Source organism: Labilibaculum manganireducens (assembly GCF_002843385.1).
In the GTDB taxonomy this organism is placed as follows: domain Bacteria; phylum Bacteroidota; class Bacteroidia; order Bacteroidales; family Marinifilaceae; genus Labilibaculum; species Labilibaculum manganireducens.
Genome location: NZ_MVDE01000011.1, coordinates 100,483 through 118,876, shown reverse-complemented (window position 1 = coordinate 118,876; position 18,394 = coordinate 100,483). Strand labels below are relative to the sequence as shown.

Sequence of the window (18,394 nt, the reverse complement as noted above, 5' to 3'; positions counted from 1 at the left end):
CTTTTTACAGATATATTTTAACACGAATGAAATTGCTCCGTGCATTACAAACACAATACAAGTCTAAATTGCAGAGAGGCTCTTTTAACAAACAATAAATTCATTTTCTTTATCACAATGAATAAACCTGCATTAGACTTAGCAACAAAAATAAAAAAATCCCTCCATATTCGGGAGGGATTTTAAAAAATATTTAAAAATAATCTTATTCTTCATTCAGCGATTTAAAACCTTCACCCAGAATTTCATTCGCTTCGGTAACATTAACAAAAGCAGAAGGATCCACCTCTTTAATATGCAGTTTAAGAATCTCTAATTCTCTACGGCTCATTACAGAATAAACCATTTTTTTCTCTTCTCCTGAATAAACTCCGGTTCCGGTAAAAATTGTCGCACCTCGTTTCAAATCATCTCTTATTTTTGAAGAAATAGACTCAAATTGATCTGAAACTATCATAACTGTCTTGTGATAATTTGCGCCACTAACAACCATATCGATAATCTTACCTTCAATGTAAATAATGATTAAAGAATAAATAGCAAACTCCCATCCAATTGTTCCTGTTTCGCTAGGTTGAGCAAGTGTAAACAGAACAATTATACCATCTACAATCATCACCAACTTACCCAGCGAAAGCTTAGTATATTTGGCCAAAATCATTGCAATGATATCAGATCCGCCAGAAGTTGCACGTGATTTAAATATGAATCCAATTGAGATTCCATAAAATACACCTGCTACAATTGTATTCAGCATTGGATCTGCAATAACTTTTGCGTAATCCGGAGAAATGAAGGTTTCCATAAACCAAACTGTGAACAAAATTACACCAATACTCACAATCGTTTTAACTCCAAATCGAGGGCCTAGAATTATTGTTCCTAAAATTACCAAGGGAATTTCCATGGCAAAAGTACAATAACTGATTTTCCAGCTAAACATTGTGTTTAGAACTGTCGCAATACCATAAACACCTCCTGGTGCCAGTTTATAAGGTACAACAAATAAAATGTCAGAAACAGCAAAAATGATACTTCCCAGTATTAAGTACGCATAGGCACTAAGCCATTCATTTGACAAAAATTTTTCTTTGGTTACAAAAGCCATTTTTTAATCGTTAGTTTAAGTGTTTAAAATTCGCCGGCAAAAATAGACGCACCTCTTTTAATAACAAGGATTTTTGTCAAAATTCACAAAACCACAACTGCCTGTAAAACAGCGATGAATATTGTCAGACTATATTTTTAAAAACATATTTATCCAAATTGGAGAAAAAAGACGTCAATTTTTCACTTATGAAAATATTTGTGTGTTCATTTCGTCTGATTAATATGATACTAAAACTCATAATTATCTTAATCAACTTCACTACTTATGTTCATTTTTATTTTTGATCAAAAAAAAAGCTGTTCTAAAAAGAACAGCTCCCAATTTTTGTATGATTAATCTATTTCAGACCACTTCTCTTAAGAAGAGGTTCAATGGAAGGTTCTTTACCTCTAAATTTCAGGTAAAGGTTCATAGGATGATCACTTCCTCCCTTCTCAAGGATATTTTCTTTAAACGAATTCGCAATTTCTTTATTGAATATCCCAGCACTTTTAAAAGCGTCAAAAGCATCTGCATCTAAAACCTCGGCCCATTTGTATCCGTAGTAACCTGCACCATAACCTCCGGCGAAAATATGAGAAAATGCTGTACTCATACAGCTTGTTTCTACCCGATCAAACAATTCAGTTGAAGACATCGCTTTATCCTCAAAAACTGAAACTTCATCGGCCACGGGCTCAGTTACACTATGCCAGGCCATATCATTTAGTCCAAAGCTAATTTGACGCACAAATGAATATCCACTTAAGAAATTTTCGCTGTCGATAATCTTTTGCACAATCTCAGCAGGAATCTTTTCTCCTGTTTGGTAGTGTTCGGCTACATCATCCAACCATTCTTTTTGTGTAGCAAAATTTTCCATGAATTGCGAGGGCAACTCAACAAAATCACGATACACATTTGTACCGGAAAGGCTGCTGTATGTGCATTTTGACAACATTCCGTGCAAAGCGTGACCAAACTCATGCAAAAAGGTAGTTACCTCATTAAAAGTAAGTAATGATGGTTTTATTTCACTTGGTTTTGTGAAGTTACAAACAATGGAAATATGCGGACGATGATCCGTACCTTTCTTACGGTATTGATCGACGAAGGACGTCATCCATGCTCCTCCTTGTTTTGAACTCCGAGGATGAAAATCAGTATATAATAAGGATAAAAACTCTCCTTTATCATCAGTCACCTCATACACATCAACGTCCTTATGATATTTCGGAAGTTTAGGATTAATATTAAATTTTATCCCGTAAAGGCGTGCAGCCAAAGAGAAGATGCCTTTTTTAACTCGTTCCAACTCGAAGTATGGTCGGGTAATTTCATCATTAACATTAAATTTTTCTGTTTTCAGTTTTTCAGCGTAATAAGCCCAATCCCACCGTTCTAATTTAAAATCAGCACCTAAACTTTTTGCATACGCCTGCAATTCCTTAAATTCCTCTTTGGCCTTAGGCATTGAAGCATCCAATAATTCGGTTAGAAAATCTGTCACCTTACTTGATTGCTTCGCCATTCTCTCTTCTAAAACAAAATCGGCATAAGAAGTGTATCCGAACAGCTGAACTTTCTTTAATCGCAGTTCTACGATCCGCTTTACTATTTTTTGGTTATCGAATTTATCGTTAAAACAACGTGAAGAATATACCTTAAACATTTTCTCGCGTAACTCACGAATATCTGAATATTGCATAAAAGGAACGTAACTGGGAAATTGCAGAGTAAATATCCATCCTTCTTTATCTTCCTCCTTTGCAACAATGCCGGCAGCCTCAATAATTCCATCAGGAAGACCTGATAATTCATTTTTATCAGTAATGTGAAGCTCAAAATTATTGGTAGCAGCTAAAACATTTTCGCCAAACTGCAATGTCAATTTGGAAAGTTCTTTAGATATTTCCCGAATCTGATCCTTTTTTTCTTTTTCCAGATTTGCTCCAGATCTTACAAATGATTTGTATCGGTCAGTCAGCAACTTTTCTTGCTCAACCGTAAGTTTCAATTCGCTTTTTTGATGATAAACATCCTTCACACGGGCGAATAGTTTCTCATTCATGATGATGTCATTTGAAAACTCCGTCAGCATGGGCGAAACTTCTCTTGCCAATGCCTGCATCTCATCATTTGTATTGGCATGGTTTAAATTGAAAAAAATGGAAGCTGCCCGATCCAATTGATGTCCGGAATACTCCAAAGCCTCAATCGTATTCACAAAATTTGGCTCCTCGGCATTGTCAACAATCTGATCTATTTCCTTTTTCGCAATCTCAATACTCTCAGTAAAAGCAGGCAAAAAATGATTCAATTCAATGGATTCGAACGGAGCCGCTTCATATGGTGTTGTAAATTCGTTTAGTAATGGATTTGTATGTACAGTCATAGTTAATTTTTTATATCAGTAACAAAGATATAAAATTGAGAAGGCAATTAAACTGGAAAAAAATAATTATTTGGAAAATATCTTAATAGTATTTCCAGCCATTTCAAAATCAATACAATCAATTGATTTACAATACACAAAAGCTCACTGATCCGATTTGTATTCCACATGGAATTTATAACGCAAACCTTTCCATGCTATTCTCAACACTCAACATATCAAGATGTAATGGAATCATCTCATGAAAAAATTCCTATATTTGATTCACTAAAACAAGGGGGATTTGTAATTATCAAGCATTACCAAAATGAAAGGTATGAAATTTCTTATCCATAAAAGTTTACAAACAGAAGCGAAAGGCTCCATCTTTTCTTCTGAATTACTGTGTCTGAATTTTTATTACATTCTTCCCTCTCATCCCTCTGGGTATCTCTCAAACAGCATCCTGAAATAAACATTTCTTTTTGCCTTTCATTATTCATTGAACAGGCACTTATTTTTTAACTCATTCCAATTTATAGGTACAGAATTCTATTCCCGTACTTCAAATTGTCATATCCATATATTAAAGTATGAAACGTCCATGTATAAAGCTTTCTACACACAGGGGGATGATTATTTCAGCATGGTAAGTTCCATATGGCAAAAGTTTAAAATTATAATCATATGAAACGAATTTGCATTAAAATCGGCTCTAATGTTCTTACCAAAGAGAATGGAGAACTAAATACATCCAGAATTAAAAACATCGTCTATCAAATTTCTTCGCTAAGAAAAATGGGAATACAGTGTATTCTTGTTTCTTCGGGAGCCGTTGCAGCAGGAAGAAGTAAGGTAAAACTGCCTGAAAAGATTGATACTGTTTCAGCAAGACAGATATGGTCTTCAGTTGGTCAGGTAGAGTTACTGAATGTCTATTCTGTCTTTCTTAAAGAATTTGAAATTGAGTGTGCTCAAGTTCTTGTTACAAAACAAGATTTTAGAACACGGGAACACTATCTAAACATGAAGAACTGTTTAAATTCTCTTCTAAACAATGGAATTCTTCCAATTATTAATGAAAATGATGCCGTATCAGTTACTGCTCTGATGTTTACGGATAACGATGAGCTATCCGGACTGATCGCCTCGATGATGGATGTTGAAGCGCTTTATTTACTAAGTAATATCAATGGAATTTATACTGGAAATCCAAATGATAATAATTCCACATTATTACAAACTGTAAATGGTGACGTTAACAGGTTAAAACAATATATCACCACTAAAAAATCCAATTTTGGAAGAGGTGGAATGTTAACCAAGTGCAGTATAGCCGGAAGAGTTGCCAAATCCGGCATACCTGTACATATTGCCAATGGAGGAATTGATGATATTGTGCTGGAACTGGTTAATTCGCCTGACGAAGTAAACCACACAAGCTTTACGGCAAGCAAAAAGGCTTCAACTGTAAAACAATGGCTGGCAGGATCAGATGGCTTTGAAAAAGCCCAATTAGTAATTAACAAAGGTGCTGAAGAAGCTTTGTGCTCAAAAAAAGCTACAAGTTTATTGCCAATTGGTGTTATAAAAATTAGCGGAGATTTTGAAAAAGGAGATATTATTAAAATTGTTGGTTTATCGGGTAAGGTAATTGGGCTTGGGAAAACTCAATATAATAAAACCAAAGCGGAAAGTTATATTGGAAAAACCGGAACAAAACCTCTGGTTCATTACGATTATCTTTTTCTTTATTAATGATGCATTTTGATATCAGATAATTACACCAATTAAAAAATAAGGCATAACTTTTAGATGGACTCCCAAATTCAAACAAAAAAACAAAATATGATCTGTACAGAACAATTACATAAAGTCAAAGATGCTTCCAGAACCATGTGTCTGATTAGCTCTGAAACAATAAACAATCTTCTTGAACAACTTGCAAAATCTCTTAGAGAAGGCACAGAACAAATTCTTGAGGCCAATCAGAAAGATCTGGAACGTATGTCTGAATACGATCCAAAATATGATCGTTTGCTATTGAGCTGCGAAAGAATTAACGGAATAGCAAATGATATAGAAAATACAATTCAACTGCCTTCTCCTTTAGGAAAAGTGTTCTCTGAAAAAACGCTTGAAAATGGATTATTAATTAAAAAAGTTAGTGTTCCATTGGGAACTGTAGGTGTAATTTATGAGGCCCGTCCGAATGTTACGCTGGATGTATTTGCTCTCTGCTTTAAATCGGGTAATGCCTGCGTTTTAAAAGGTGGCAGCGATGCTGAAAATTCAAATAAGGCTTTGGTAGCATTAATAAAAAAAACACTTGCAGATAATCATCTTGATCCTGAAATCATTCAATTACTGCCTTCAGCCAGAGAGGCTGCTTCAGAATTAATGAATGCAGTAGGTTTTGTTGATGTTTTAATACCAAGAGGCTCTCAAAATCTCATCAACACAGTGAGGCAAAACTCTAAAGTTCCGGTAATCGAAACCGGTGCTGGTATTGTACACACCTATTTCGATAAAGACGGAGATTTACAAAAAGGAAAGCAGATTGTATTTAATGCAAAAACACGCCGTGTAAGCGTATGCAATGCATTGGACTGTCTTTTGATTCATAAAAGTCGTCTTGCCGATCTCTCGGAATTAGTAAGTAAACTACAGGATAAAAATGTTGAAATATTTGCTGACGAAGAAGCTTATCATGCAATTGAAAATGCCTATCCAAAAAATCTGCTTAATAAAGCAGATGAATCATCATTTGGAACGGAATTCTTAAGTCTCAAAATGTCGATTAAAACAGTGAATGATTTCCATGAGGCTACAGATCACATTTATAAGTACAGTTCCAAGCACAGCGAGGCCATAATAAGCGAGAACTCAAAAACTATAAGTGACTTTTACTCAGTAGTTGATGCTGCTGCAATCTATTCCAATACTTCAACTGCATTTACAGACGGGGCACAATTTGGATTGGGAGCTGAAATTGGGATAAGCACGCAAAAATTACACGCCCGTGGACCTATGGCTTTGGAAGAATTATGCTCCTATAAGTGGTTAATTACCGGAGATGGACATATTAGAGAGTAAATCTCTTCACTTTTGATTCTTTTTAAATACCAAATATTGAGCTTTGTTTATTTTGTATATTCTGTCTTTCGATTCCAAAGAGATTTATGCTTAAATGGCAACAATCAACTTTTTCGTACTATACAATCGAAAAAGCTTGTTCTTTATTTCTCATTTAAAAATTAAATTGATTAAGAATCAAAGTGACAAATGGATATTTTTTGTACATAAACATTGAAATTTCATGAGTGATTAACTTATAAGTTATGGTAAGGCCTTGCCATGAAACATTGTGACAGTATCAATTATATTACCTGATTGCCTTCTGAATATAGAATGAAGAATGCCTTCCCAAACACATAGTATTAACCATTCGCAGTGAAGTGGCATCAAGAAGTATTTAATATTCAAAAAAAAAGTGATCAGATAAAGTGGGTAAGTAAACCTAAATATCCTTAGCCTAACTGTTGATCACAAATTTGAACGAGAAAGTGTTTTAAATGAAATTGATATAAAAAATATCCGGCAAAATTTAATTGCCGGATATTATAAAATCTAATATCATTAAGATATTACTGCAAGCCATTAAACAATTAATCTTACTCCAGTGTAAAAGTATAACCAGCTACAGGCCGAACAGACGAATATATATTAATACTTACATTATAAGCTTGTTTGTGCTTCAAATTTGCATGCATTACATTGGTTCCAATCCTATTGGATTCCTTTGAAATATACGCTCTTGCAACTTCATTTCCTTCTCCAAATACATTTCCTTCCCGAAGAATAACTGTAGAATCGTAGTGACTAAACCCTAAAGAATTACTTGCGAAGATGTAATGAGAAGTGACTTGATTTATCGAAGCTTGAATTGGAGTGCAAACAGAAGATTCCTGATTGTATGCATAACCATTATCCAATTGAACAGTAGCTGCAATAATATTTACTTGGTCTGTAAAGTGAGGTCCATAAGCCAAAACGTAATGACCATTGAATAAATCAATCTGATTGCTCATAATTGTTACAATACCACTCGCCTGACCGGCAAAATATTGTCTAACAAGAGGAGCCCCCTCTATTTTATCTTTATATATATAAAGATATCCACCCTTTGCACTTCCACTGTTTGGGCGGGTTATTCTGCACGTTAGCTCTCCAGCTCCTAAAACTGTAATATCTGAAATGGATGTTCTCCACAATTCACTGTAATTCCCGTAACTGGTCTTAATTTCAGGAATCATGTTTGTACGCATTTCAATAGCTTCTTTATTCAATGTATCAGCTTTCATTTCAATATTTTTTTAGTTACATGAAGATCGTTTTACTCAATTCTTCATAACCTACTCTAATAAGGCTTTTCGGTGAACGCCTGGTAAAAGATATAGTGCACTTATTTTTTACACAAATGAAATTAATTCATAAAAAACTGTAATCAAAAAGTTATTAGTGAGGATGATAAGAAAATGAGTGAACCACATGAATGTATGAGCGAAAAAACATAATTCAAGAAAAATAATTTTTTGACAAATGATTAAAATATAGAGTTTAATATAAAATTTCGATCATATAGATCAAGAATTGAGGATTAAATCTGATATTGATTTTTTTTGACATAAAACACAAGTTTGCCTTAGATTTATAATATATTCACAACTCATATAAATATCAAACAGCTAAAATTTCGCTTACATTAGCTGATAAAACTACAATAAAACGAAAAATGAATCAAAAACTATCCTTTTACACCGATCGAATACATGCATTTAAAAAGCAAACAAGTGTTCTTCAAAAACAGAATCGAAACCTCTCGTTTTTGCGTCTTTTTTCTGCAATTGGAGCATTCGTGTTTTTTTATGGTTTTCTATCCTATTCTGCATTAATTGCAAATGCTGTGGCTATCACATTAGTATTCTCGCTGATCTATTTTGTAAGAAAATACAATCGAAACAGTAAAAATATAAAAAGGCTGCACGCCTTGATCGAAATTAACGAGAATGAAATTAATTGCTTGCAAACACGCCATAGTACTCTTTTTTATGATGGCGAAGAGTATCTGAAACCGAATCATTCCTATGCATCAGATCTGGACATATTTGGACAACATTCTCTTTTTCAATTAATCAACCGGAGCGTTACTAAAACAGGTAATAATACTCTTGCCAGCTGGCTCGAAAAGCCATCACCTAATCAAGAGATCAGCAAAAGACAGGAAGCGGTTAAAGAATTGGCAAAAAAGATTGATTGGAGACAAAATATCGTTCAATATGGCTTTGCGAACAATCTAAAAAATGATGACCCCGGTTTTGTAATTGAATGGGGTAAAAAGCCCTCTCCTTTTCATGGAAAGAAAGTATTACAAATCGCTGTTACAATTATGCCTTTGCTTTCGTTGGGAGCCTTGGTATATTCTTTTATCGGCTCACAAGCTCCTATTACAATAATGATATTGGCTAGTATTGGAATTCACTACTATAACTTCAGGAAAGTGAGCAGAGCTCATGAACAAACTTCAAAAAGAGGGGAAATGCTCAAAACCTACTCCTATATTATTGAGCAGTTCGAAAAAGAGAACTGGAATTCTGAAAAATTAAATGAACTAAAGAGCAAGTTGGGTAGTAATGATCGGTTAACATCAAAAAAAATACAGCAACTAAGCAAGCTTATTGAATTATTAGATCAACGATTAAATGTAATGGTTCAAATATTGCTTAATCTGCTGTTTTTCTATGAATTGCACATTTTATTTCGTATCGACAAGTGGAAACAAAATTATGGTACTGAAATTGAAAAGTGGTTTGATGCAATCAGTGAGATTGAAGCCATTTCCAGCTTAGCTAATTTAAGTTTTAACCATGAAGAATGGGCTTTTCCTAAAATTTCAGACAAACACTTTGAGTTGGATGTAAAGGAAGCCGGTCATCCCTTGATTGATGAGAAAGCAAGAGTAAATAACGACTATCAGCTAAATGGCCCTGGAACGGTGCATATTGTAACGGGATCGAATATGGCCGGAAAAAGTACTTTTTTGCGAACCGTTGGAGTGAATGTTGTGATGGCATTGGCAGGAGCTCCGGTTTGTGCTCAGGAAATGACGGTTTCAAATGTGGAAATCAACACTTCTATGAGAATTAAAGATTCGATAGAAGAAAATGAATCTTCTTTTTATGCAGAACTAAAGAGAATTCAGCAGGTGATAGAAAAAGTAAATCGAAAAGAGAAGACATTATTACTATTGGATGAAATTTTGAGAGGAACCAATTCGAAAGACAAGCATACAGGTTCGAGAGCATTGATTAAGCAACTGGTGAAACACGATGCAGTTGCGATGGTGGCAACACATGATTTGGAACTATCGATACTGGAAGAAGAATTACCCGGGCAGGTTGAAAACCGGTTCTTCGATATTAAAATTGATGGTGATCAGCTTTATTTTGACTACAAAGTGCAAAAAGGATTTTGCAAAACCTTTAACGCTCCTATTTTAATGAAGAAAATGGGGATTGATTTGGAAATATTGAAGGAAGCATAAAGCTAAATACTTTTTTATGACAGGGAATCCTGTTTGGATGGTTTTAAAAGCGTTCCCATATTGGGGAATTTACCTTGAATGTTTCGAAGTGTACGCCCGCAATCGGGAATCAGGTATGGATTGGTTCAAAGTACTTTCCCACAATTTGGAGTACGCTTTGGATGATTCGAACTACTCTCCCACAATAGGGCAACATGCTTTGAGTGCTCCAAACTACTCTCCCGCAATTGGGAAATGGGTTTTGGGTGATTTTAAGTACTTTCCCACATTTGGGAACAGGCTTTGGAAGGTTTGAAGTGCTTTCCCATCATTAGGAAGGCTTTTTTTGAATGACATGGATTGACAAACTTGATTTTAGAAAGAGATTTATGCAACAATAAAAAAGCCGAATCGGAAAAGATTCGGCTTCTTGTTATACTATAGTTAATTACTTCATCGGTTCAATTCTATACGATCGAATCAGAAAGAACAACCCGATTAAAACAAACGGAATGCTTAGTAACTGTCCCATATTTAACAACATTCCCTGCTCAAAAGCTTCCTGATTTTCCTTAATAAATTCGATAAAGAAACGAGCTGTAAAAATCATTACAAAAAAAGCTCCGAATAATCTTCCGCTGTATTGTTTTGCATTGGTTTTCCAATACATAAATGACAGAACACCAAAGGAAATCAAATAACAAATTGCTTCGTATAATTGTGCTGGGTGTCGTGGTGCTTTTGGCTCATAAATAGAAGCTCTGATGAATTGAAATCCCCAGTCAGAATGAGTTTGAGTTCCAATAATTTCTGAATTCATCAAATTTCCCAAACGAATAAAACATCCTGCCAAAGCAACCGGAATTACCACGTAATCCAATATCCAAAGCATTGATTTTCTGCTCACTTTTTTAGAATAAAACCATAAAGCAACAAGAATTCCAATTGTAGCACCGTGAGATGCCAATCCTCCCCGCCAAATTTTAATTATTTCGGCAGGGTGTTGTGAATAAAATTCCCATCCGTAGAAAAACACATGTCCCAAACGAGCACCTACAACAGTTGCAATCATGGTATACAGGAATAATTTATCAAGCCATTCCAGTTTAATACCATCTTTTTTAAACATTTTTTCTACCAGATAATATCCTAACAAAAATCCTAATGCGAATAATAATCCGTACCAACGGACAGCGATAGGGCCGATTTTAAATATTTCCGGATCGATATCCCAAAGAATTGAAAGCAACATATGTGTTTTTTTAAGTTTGGTAAGTAAAACTAAATGGATTGTTTCGACTTGCGAAACAATCCATGTGAATTTAGTATGATTTTTTTAATTATGGAAATTAAGCCGGAACTCCTTTTCCATGACATTGTTTGAATTTTTTACCACTACCACAAGGACAAGGTTCATTTCGTCCTACTTTTTGAGCAACACGAACAGGTTCCGGTTTTTTAGGTTCCGGTCTTTCTCTGCCTCCTCCTACTTCTTCTTTTGTAGTTTTCAAATTGCTTAAATCGGTTCTTTTACGTTCTTCTGCCTTGCGGACATCTTCAGGATCCGATAATGGAATATGACCTTTCATTAAGCTGCTGACAACACTCTTATTTATCGTTTCAATCATTGTTTTAAACAAATTGAACGATTCAAATTTGTAGATCAACAATGGATCTTTTTGTTCGTAAGAAGCATTCTGAACTGATTGTTTCAAGTCATCCATCTCACGCAAATGCTCTTTCCAGGCATCATCGATGGTTGCAAGAATAGAAACTTTTTCGAAAGAACGAACCAAATCTTCAGCCTTACTTTCGTAAGCTTTCTTCAAATTGGTTACTACCTGAAACATTTTAGATCCATCAGAAAACGGAACAACAATGTTCTCATATATTTCTGCTTTTGATTCGTATACATTTTTAATTACCGGATAGGCTTGCTTACTAATGGCTTCCACTTTTCGTTTGTAGTTATCCAAAACTACGGCGTAAATTTTCTCAGTAATTTCTTCAGGCTTCTCCTTCATAAATTCCTCTTCACTTACAGGAGATTCGGTTGAAAATGTACGAAGCAAATCCATTTTAAACTCCTCAAAGTCAACACCATGATATTCATTTGCAATCAATTCTGATATATCATACATCATATTGGCAATATCTACCTGAATACGCTCACCAAACAATGCATGGCGGCGACGCTTATAAATAACCTCGCGCTGAGAGTTCATTACATCATCGTACTCCAATAATCTTTTACGAATACCGAAGTTGTTTTCTTCCACTTTTTTCTGGGCACGTTCTATAGATTTAGTAATCATGCTGTGCTGAATTACTTCACCTTCTTTCAGTCCCATTCTATCCATTAACTTTACAATACGATCTGAGCTAAACAAACGCATCAAATCATCTTCCAAAGACACAAAGAATTGAGAAGATCCAATATCTCCCTGGCGACCGGCACGACCACGTAACTGACGATCGACACGACGGGAATCATGACGCTCTGTACCAATAATTGCTAAACCACCAGCAGCTTTTACTTCATCACTTAGCTTAATATCCGTACCACGACCAGCCATATTTGTTGCAATGGTTACAGTTCCCGATTGACCTGCTTCCGCAACAATATCTGCTTCACGCTGATGTAATTTTGCATTCAGTACATTGTGCTTAATCCCTTTTATTTTAAGCATACGACCCAGTAATTCTGAAATCTCAACAGAAGTTGTACCCACTAAAACCGGACGTCCGGCATTTACCAGATCTACAATTTCATCAATTACAGCAGAATATTTTTCACGTTTTGTTTTGTAAACCAAATCCTCACGGTCATCGCGACAAATCGGACGGTTGGTTGGAATTACCACCACCTCTAATTTATAAATATCCCAAAGCTCACCTGCCTCTGTTTCAGCAGTACCAGTCATACCGGCAAGCTTATTATACATTCTAAAATAATTCTGAAGAGTAATAGTAGCAAATGTTTGAGTTGCCGCCTCCACTTTCACATTTTCTTTGGCTTCAATTGCCTGATGCAAACCATCTGAATAACGACGACCTTCCATAATACGACCGGTTTGCTCGTCTACAATCTTCACCTTACCATCCATCATTACATATTCTACATCTTTTTCGAAAAGAGTATATGCTTTTAATAATTGATTGATCGTATGAACTCTTTCTGATCTTACCGAGTATGCCTGAATCATTTCATCTTTTTTGGCTACTTTTTCTTCATCCGAAAGATCTGATTTTTCAATTACTGCTACTTCTGATCCAATATCAGGCAGTACAAAGAAACCTGAATCTTCAACATCAGAACTAATCAAGTCAATTCCCTTATCTGTAAGTTCAATTGAATTGTGCTTTTCATCAATAACAAAATACAATTCATCGGTGATGATGTGCATATTTTTGTTATTCTCCTGCATGTAAAAATTTTCTGTTTTTAAAAGACTGGCTTTATTTCCCTGCTCACTTAAAAACTTAATAAGCGGCTTCATCTTTGGCAATCCCTTGTAGGTTCTAAGCAATAGTTTTGCTCCTTCCTCCAGATCTTTTTTATCTTCGCTGTTCAATAATTTTTTAGAATCGGTAAAAATCTTCATTACCAAATCATTCTGAGCTTTCACCAACTTTTGAACCTTTGGTTTCAGATCATCAAATTGTTGATGTTCACCTCTTGGAATCGGACCGGAAATAATCAATGGAGTACGTGCATCATCAACCAAAACCGAGTCAACTTCATCGACAATTGAATAATTGTGACGACGTTGAACCAAATCCTTAGGATTAGTTGCCATATTATCACGCAGGTAATCAAAACCAAACTCGTTATTGGTTCCAAAAGTAATATCAGAAGCATAAGCTTTTCTACGCGCATCTGAATTTGGAGAATGCTTATCGATACAATCAACAGATAGTCCGTGAAATTGGTATATTGGTCCCATCCATTCTGAGTCACGTTTTGCAAGGTAGTCATTCACTGTAATCAAGTGAACTCCTCTGCCGGTTAAGGCATTCAAAAACACAGGCAATGTGGCCACAAGAGTTTTACCCTCCCCTGTTGCCATCTCAGCAATTTTTCCCTGATGAAGAACTGTACCTCCAATCAGCTGAACATCGTAATGAACCATGTTCCATGTAATTTCAGTTCCGCCAGCAGTCCATGAATTAAAATATACGGCAGTTTCGCCATCTATTTGTATGTTATCGTAATAGGGAGCTAAATCGCGATCAAATTTAGATGCCGTTACTTCCAGTTCCGAATTTTCGGTAAATCTTCGGGCAGTATCTTTTATAACCGCAAAAGCAGTAGGAAGAATTTCGTCTAATACTTCTTCTATTTTTTCATCAATTTTCTTTTCAATTTCGTCAATCCTATCGTAGATTTCCTCTCTTTCGTTGATTGATAATTCACCAGTATCAACTTTATCTTTAAGACTCTGTATTTCGTCTTTTTCCGCTTGAATAAAATCCTGAATACGTTGCTTTAATTTACCTGATTCTCCACGAAGATCATCATTACTTAAAGTAGTAACTCTATCGTATTCCGCTTTAATTTTCCCTAAATAAGGACTCAATTCTTTAAGGTCTCTATCTGATTTATTACCAAACAGTTTACCCAATGTACTATCTATAAAACCCATTTTGATTTGTTGATTTCGATGTGTAAAATATTCTCAACCAAAAGGTTGAAAACAATATTATTATATAACAAGTGAAATTTCCTATTGAAAAACAGGAAAGGAAAGTTAAGCTAAAACAGGGGCTCGAATATGAAAATCACCATCTGGGATTGTACCAATAAGGACATCCCGAAAAACTAAATAGTAGTGATAATCAAACCATATAGGAATACTTCCCAATGGAACAACTTGATTTTCTACAGGAAATTTAGGCAAATTCTCAAGTAATGAAATATTTTCAATGTTTGGAATGTATTTCCCTGCAAATTGATCCTGCTCTGTATGTGCAAGTATTGTTGATGAATAAGATTCATCAATATTCTGGATATGATCGGCATACCAATTGGCAAACAGCTGATGATCAACAGTTAAATCCTGGCCATTGGCCAAAGGAACTGCTGCTGCACATCCTGTGAGCACACAAAATACTACTATAAGGTATCTATTCATATCCATTGAACCCAAAAGTAAATATTTTTATTGACTTAACAGTTCTACATTATAAAAAAAGCCTCACATATGTGAGGCTTTTTAATATATTTTGCTTTTAACTAGACTTGAGTTGAATCAACAAAAACTCTGGCTTTAAATTCTTTGTCCATCATATACAAACCGTGACCTTTTCCTTCAAACATTCTTAATTGGTCAATAATTTCATTAACAGTAGCTTCTTCTTCTACCTGTTCGTCAACAAACCACTGCATAAAATTCACTGAAGCATGATCTTTTTCTTCAATCGCAATATTTACACAACCATTAATTAAGGTTGTCACATACTCTTCGTGCTTTAAAGTTTCTTCGAAAATATTTAATACACCATTCCAATCAGAAGGAACTTCTGCAATTGGCTCCAAAATAACTCTTCCGCTGCGTTCGTTTACGTAATCCATCATTTTCATCGCATGTGAAGTTTCTTCCTGAAATTGTACTTTCATCCAATTTGCAAAACCAGGCATTCCATTCGCATTGAAATAGTTCGACATTGACAAATAAAAATAAGCAGACCAAAATTCAGCGTTGATTTGCTTGTTCAAGATTTCTTCTACTTTTTTACTAATAGCCATAACGTATAATAATTTTAAGTAAGTTCTTATTCTACATCAAATGTAAGAGAAATATGGTAATCTAAGCATCGCAAACCGTAGCTTTAATCCTAATTTAAAATCAAACTAAATACCACATTTTGTTGAACAAAAAAAGGTCTTCCAGATTGGAAGACCTTAAATTATATCCGTTAAGGATCTAAATATTTATTAAATAGCGTCGATTATCGCATTTAAAGTGGCACTTGGACGCATGGCCTTATTTGCCAATTCCTCGTTTGGCATAAAATAGCCGCCAATATTCATTGGTGTACCCTGAGCATCATTCAATTCAGTAACAATTTTTTCTTCATTAGCTTCCATATCCTGAGCTACTTTAGTAAAAATTGTTTTCAATTCAGCATTTTTATCTTGTGCTGCAAGTGCTTGAGCCCAATACATTGCCAAATAGAAATTAGAACCACGGTTATCCAACTCATTCACCTTACGTGATGGCGATTTTCTTTCTTCCAAAAACTTGCTTACACCTAAATCAAGAGTTTCTGCAAATAAAGCAGCCTTCTCATTATTAAAAACATTAGCCAAGTGCTCTAAAGAAACACCTAATGCTAAATACTCTCCAAGAGAATCCCAACGCAGGTGACCTTCAGTCAAGAATTGTTGAACGTGCTTAGGAGCCGATCCTCCGGCACCTGTTTCGAACAATCCGCCACCATTCATCAACGGAACGATAGATAGCATTTTTGAAGAAGATCCCAATTCCAAGATTGGGAAAAGATCTGTTAAATAATCACGCAATACGTTACCAGTTACCGAAATTGTATCTTCCCCTTTACGGATTCTTTCCAATGAGAATGCAATTGCATCATCCGGAGTCAAAATGCGGATATCCAAACCAGCAGTATCATAATCAGCTAAGTAAGTGTTTACTTTTTTGATTAACTGAGCATCATGTGCACGATTTTTATCCAACCAGAAAATAGCCGGCGTATTCGTTGCTTTAGCTCTGTTCACAGCTAATTTAACCCAATCCTGAATAGGAGCATCTTTAACCTGACACATTCTGAAAATATCACCTTTTTCAACTTTCTGCTCCATCACAATGGTTCCATCGAATTCTGCAACGCGAATAACACCATCTCCCTGAGCAATGAAAGTTTTATCATGTGATCCGTACTCTTCGGCTTTTTGCGCCATTAAACCAACATTCGACACAGATCCCATGGTTGCTGCATCGTATGCTCCATTTTTTCTGCAATCGTCGAAACAAACCTGATAAATAGTAGCATAACATCTGTCTGGAATCAATGCTTTAGTATCCTGTAGTTCTCCGGCAGAGTTCCACATTTTTCCACCATCACGAACTACAACCGGCATCGAAGCATCAATAATTACGTTATTTGGAACGTGCAGGTTAGTGATTCCTTTGTCAGAATCAACCATCGCAATATCAGGGCGTGATTTGTACACTTCCATAATATCAGCTTCGATTTCAGTTCTCTTCGCTACAGGAAGATTTTGAATTTTATTATAAAGATCACCTAATCCATTGTTGAAGTTTACTCCTAATTCTTTAATTGTATCAGCGTGCTTGGCGATAGCTTCTTCATAGAAAACTTCAACGGCATGCTTAAACATCACAGGATCAGAAATCTTCATCATGGTTGCCTTAAGGTGCAGCGACCATAGTAATCCTTCTTTTTTAGCAGCAGCAATTTCTTTAGCATAGAAAGCACGTAATGCTTTCACATTCATTACTGAAGAATCAATAACTTCATTAGCCAACAGCTCCTGCTTCTCTTTTAATACAGTTGTATTGCCCGCATTGTCAACATACTCGATGCGCACGTTAGTTGCTTTAGGCATGGTCACCGATTTCTCTGAACCATAAAAATCACCCTCCGCCATGTGAGCAACGTGAGATTTTGAATCTGCAGACCACTTACCCATTCTGTGCGGGTTATTCTTAGCATATTGCTTAACAGAACCTGCTGCCCGACGGTCGGAGTTACCTTCGCGTAAAACCGGATTTACGGCACTACCCAAAACTTTTGCAAATCTTACTTGAAGTGCTTTATCATCAGCTGTTTTAGCTTCTTCCGGATAAGTTGGGATATCGTATCCTTTTTCCTGCAACTCAGCAATCGCGCTCTGCAATTGAGGAATTGAAGCACTAATATTTGGCAGTTTAATAATGTTTGCTTCCGGGGTTAATGAAAGCGCACCTAATTCAGCCAAATAATCAGGAATTCTTTGCTCTTCAGTTAAATTCTCAGGGAAGTTGGCAAGAATTCTTCCTGTAAGAGAAATATCCTTGGTTTCGATCTCAATTCCCGAAGTTTTAGTAAAGGCTTTGATAATTGGCAATAACGAATAAGTCGCCAAGGCTGGAGCTTCATCAATTTTTGTGTAAATGATTTTTGACTTCTGTGCCATTTTGGTTGTTGTTTTGAGTGATTTAATAATTAATAAAAAGTCTCTGTTTACTTATTGAAATTTGAAATAATCATATCTCAAATTCAGAGTAAACATATGTATTTTTTTTAGTTTCCGATTTAAAAGAATCTATTTTTTAACGATTTTTTTCTTTAATTACAACTACTTAAAAATTAGGCTTCT

At 35.4% G+C, this 18,394-nt stretch carries 12 protein-coding genes; 4 read left to right on the top strand and 8 right to left on the bottom strand.

What is annotated here, in order from left to right; genetic code table 11:
- Positions 1–205 precede the first annotated feature (205 nt).
- Positions 206–1,108, bottom strand: a complete 903-nt coding sequence (locus BZG01_RS09310) for a YitT family protein (protein WP_101309560.1) — start codon at positions 1,106–1,108, stop codon at positions 206–208.
- A gap of 340 nt (positions 1,109–1,448) precedes the next feature.
- Positions 1,449–3,485 (bottom strand): M3 family metallopeptidase, encoded by a 2,037-nt coding sequence (locus tag BZG01_RS09305; RefSeq protein ID WP_101309559.1) that lies wholly within the window; start codon positions 3,483–3,485, stop codon positions 1,449–1,451.
- Between the two features lie 666 nt (positions 3,486–4,151).
- Between BZG01_RS09305 and proB the strand changes: the two genes are divergently transcribed.
- A complete protein-coding gene (gene proB, locus BZG01_RS09300; RefSeq protein WP_101309558.1) occupies positions 4,152–5,222 on the top strand; it encodes a glutamate 5-kinase in 1,071 nt (356 codons plus the stop codon).
- Between the two features lie 90 nt (positions 5,223–5,312).
- A complete protein-coding gene (locus BZG01_RS09295; protein WP_101309596.1) occupies positions 5,313–6,560 on the top strand; it encodes a glutamate-5-semialdehyde dehydrogenase in 1,248 nt (415 codons plus the stop codon).
- 578 nt (positions 6,561–7,138) lie between these two features.
- Here BZG01_RS09295 and BZG01_RS09290 read toward each other — a convergent pair.
- Positions 7,139–7,828, bottom strand: a complete 690-nt coding sequence (locus BZG01_RS09290; protein WP_101309557.1) for a hypothetical protein — start codon at positions 7,826–7,828, stop codon at positions 7,139–7,141.
- Positions 7,829–8,259: 431 nt separating this feature from the next.
- On the opposite strand from BZG01_RS09290, the gene BZG01_RS09285 reads away from it, so the two are divergent.
- Complete coding sequence (locus tag BZG01_RS09285) at positions 8,260–10,068, top strand: MutS-related protein (protein ID WP_101309556.1); 1,809 nt, start codon at positions 8,260–8,262, stop codon at positions 10,066–10,068.
- Positions 10,069–10,084: 16 nt separating this feature from the next.
- Positions 10,085–10,363 (top strand): hypothetical protein, encoded by a 279-nt coding sequence (locus tag BZG01_RS09280; RefSeq protein ID WP_101309555.1) that lies wholly within the window; start codon positions 10,085–10,087, stop codon positions 10,361–10,363.
- 132 nt (positions 10,364–10,495) lie between these two features.
- On the opposite strand, the gene lgt is transcribed toward BZG01_RS09280, so the two are convergent.
- The 5 genes from lgt to BZG01_RS09255 form a co-directional block, all read right to left on the bottom strand.
- Positions 10,496–11,299 carry a prolipoprotein diacylglyceryl transferase gene (gene lgt / locus BZG01_RS09275; RefSeq protein WP_101309554.1) on the bottom strand — a complete coding sequence of 268 codons (804 nt, stop codon included), beginning with the start codon at positions 11,297–11,299 and terminating at the stop codon, positions 10,496–10,498.
- Between the two features lie 97 nt (positions 11,300–11,396).
- Positions 11,397–14,693 carry a preprotein translocase subunit SecA gene (gene secA, locus BZG01_RS09270; RefSeq protein WP_101309553.1) on the bottom strand — a complete coding sequence of 1,099 codons (3,297 nt, stop codon included), beginning with the start codon at positions 14,691–14,693 and terminating at the stop codon, positions 11,397–11,399.
- A gap of 105 nt (positions 14,694–14,798) precedes the next feature.
- Complete coding sequence (locus BZG01_RS09265; protein ID WP_143470871.1) at positions 14,799–15,182, bottom strand: hypothetical protein; 384 nt, start codon at positions 15,180–15,182, stop codon at positions 14,799–14,801.
- A gap of 101 nt (positions 15,183–15,283) precedes the next feature.
- Positions 15,284–15,796, bottom strand: coding sequence for a ferritin (locus BZG01_RS09260; RefSeq protein WP_101309551.1), 513 nt, complete (start codon positions 15,794–15,796; stop codon positions 15,284–15,286).
- A gap of 189 nt (positions 15,797–15,985) precedes the next feature.
- Complete coding sequence (locus tag BZG01_RS09255) at positions 15,986–18,211, bottom strand: NADP-dependent isocitrate dehydrogenase (RefSeq protein WP_101309550.1); 2,226 nt, start codon at positions 18,209–18,211, stop codon at positions 15,986–15,988.
- Positions 18,212–18,394: the final 183 nt, after the last annotated feature.

Excerpts from the sequence above, each read along its gene's own strand:
- BZG01_RS09310 (WP_101309560.1), bottom strand. The coding sequence starts at position 1,108 with ATGGCTTTTGTAACCAAAGAAAAATTTTTGTCAAATGAATGGCTTAGT.
- BZG01_RS09305 (WP_101309559.1), bottom strand. The coding sequence starts at position 3,485 with ATGACTGTACATACAAATCCATTACTAAACGAATTTACAACACCATAT.
- proB (WP_101309558.1), top strand. The coding sequence starts at position 4,152 with ATGAAACGAATTTGCATTAAAATCGGCTCTAATGTTCTTACCAAAGAG.
- BZG01_RS09295 (WP_101309596.1), top strand. The coding sequence starts at position 5,313 with ATGATCTGTACAGAACAATTACATAAAGTCAAAGATGCTTCCAGAACC.
- BZG01_RS09290 (WP_101309557.1), bottom strand. The coding sequence starts at position 7,828 with ATGAAAGCTGATACATTGAATAAAGAAGCTATTGAAATGCGTACAAAC.
- BZG01_RS09285 (WP_101309556.1), top strand. The coding sequence starts at position 8,260 with ATGAATCAAAAACTATCCTTTTACACCGATCGAATACATGCATTTAAA.
- BZG01_RS09280 (WP_101309555.1), top strand. The coding sequence starts at position 10,085 with ATGACAGGGAATCCTGTTTGGATGGTTTTAAAAGCGTTCCCATATTGG.
- lgt (WP_101309554.1), bottom strand. The coding sequence starts at position 11,299 with ATGTTGCTTTCAATTCTTTGGGATATCGATCCGGAAATATTTAAAATC.
- secA (WP_101309553.1), bottom strand. The coding sequence starts at position 14,693 with ATGGGTTTTATAGATAGTACATTGGGTAAACTGTTTGGTAATAAATCA.
- BZG01_RS09265 (WP_143470871.1), bottom strand. The coding sequence starts at position 15,182 with ATGAATAGATACCTTATAGTAGTATTTTGTGTGCTCACAGGATGTGCA.
- BZG01_RS09260 (WP_101309551.1), bottom strand. The coding sequence starts at position 15,796 with ATGGCTATTAGTAAAAAAGTAGAAGAAATCTTGAACAAGCAAATCAAC.
- BZG01_RS09255 (WP_101309550.1), bottom strand. The coding sequence starts at position 18,211 with ATGGCACAGAAGTCAAAAATCATTTACACAAAAATTGATGAAGCTCCA.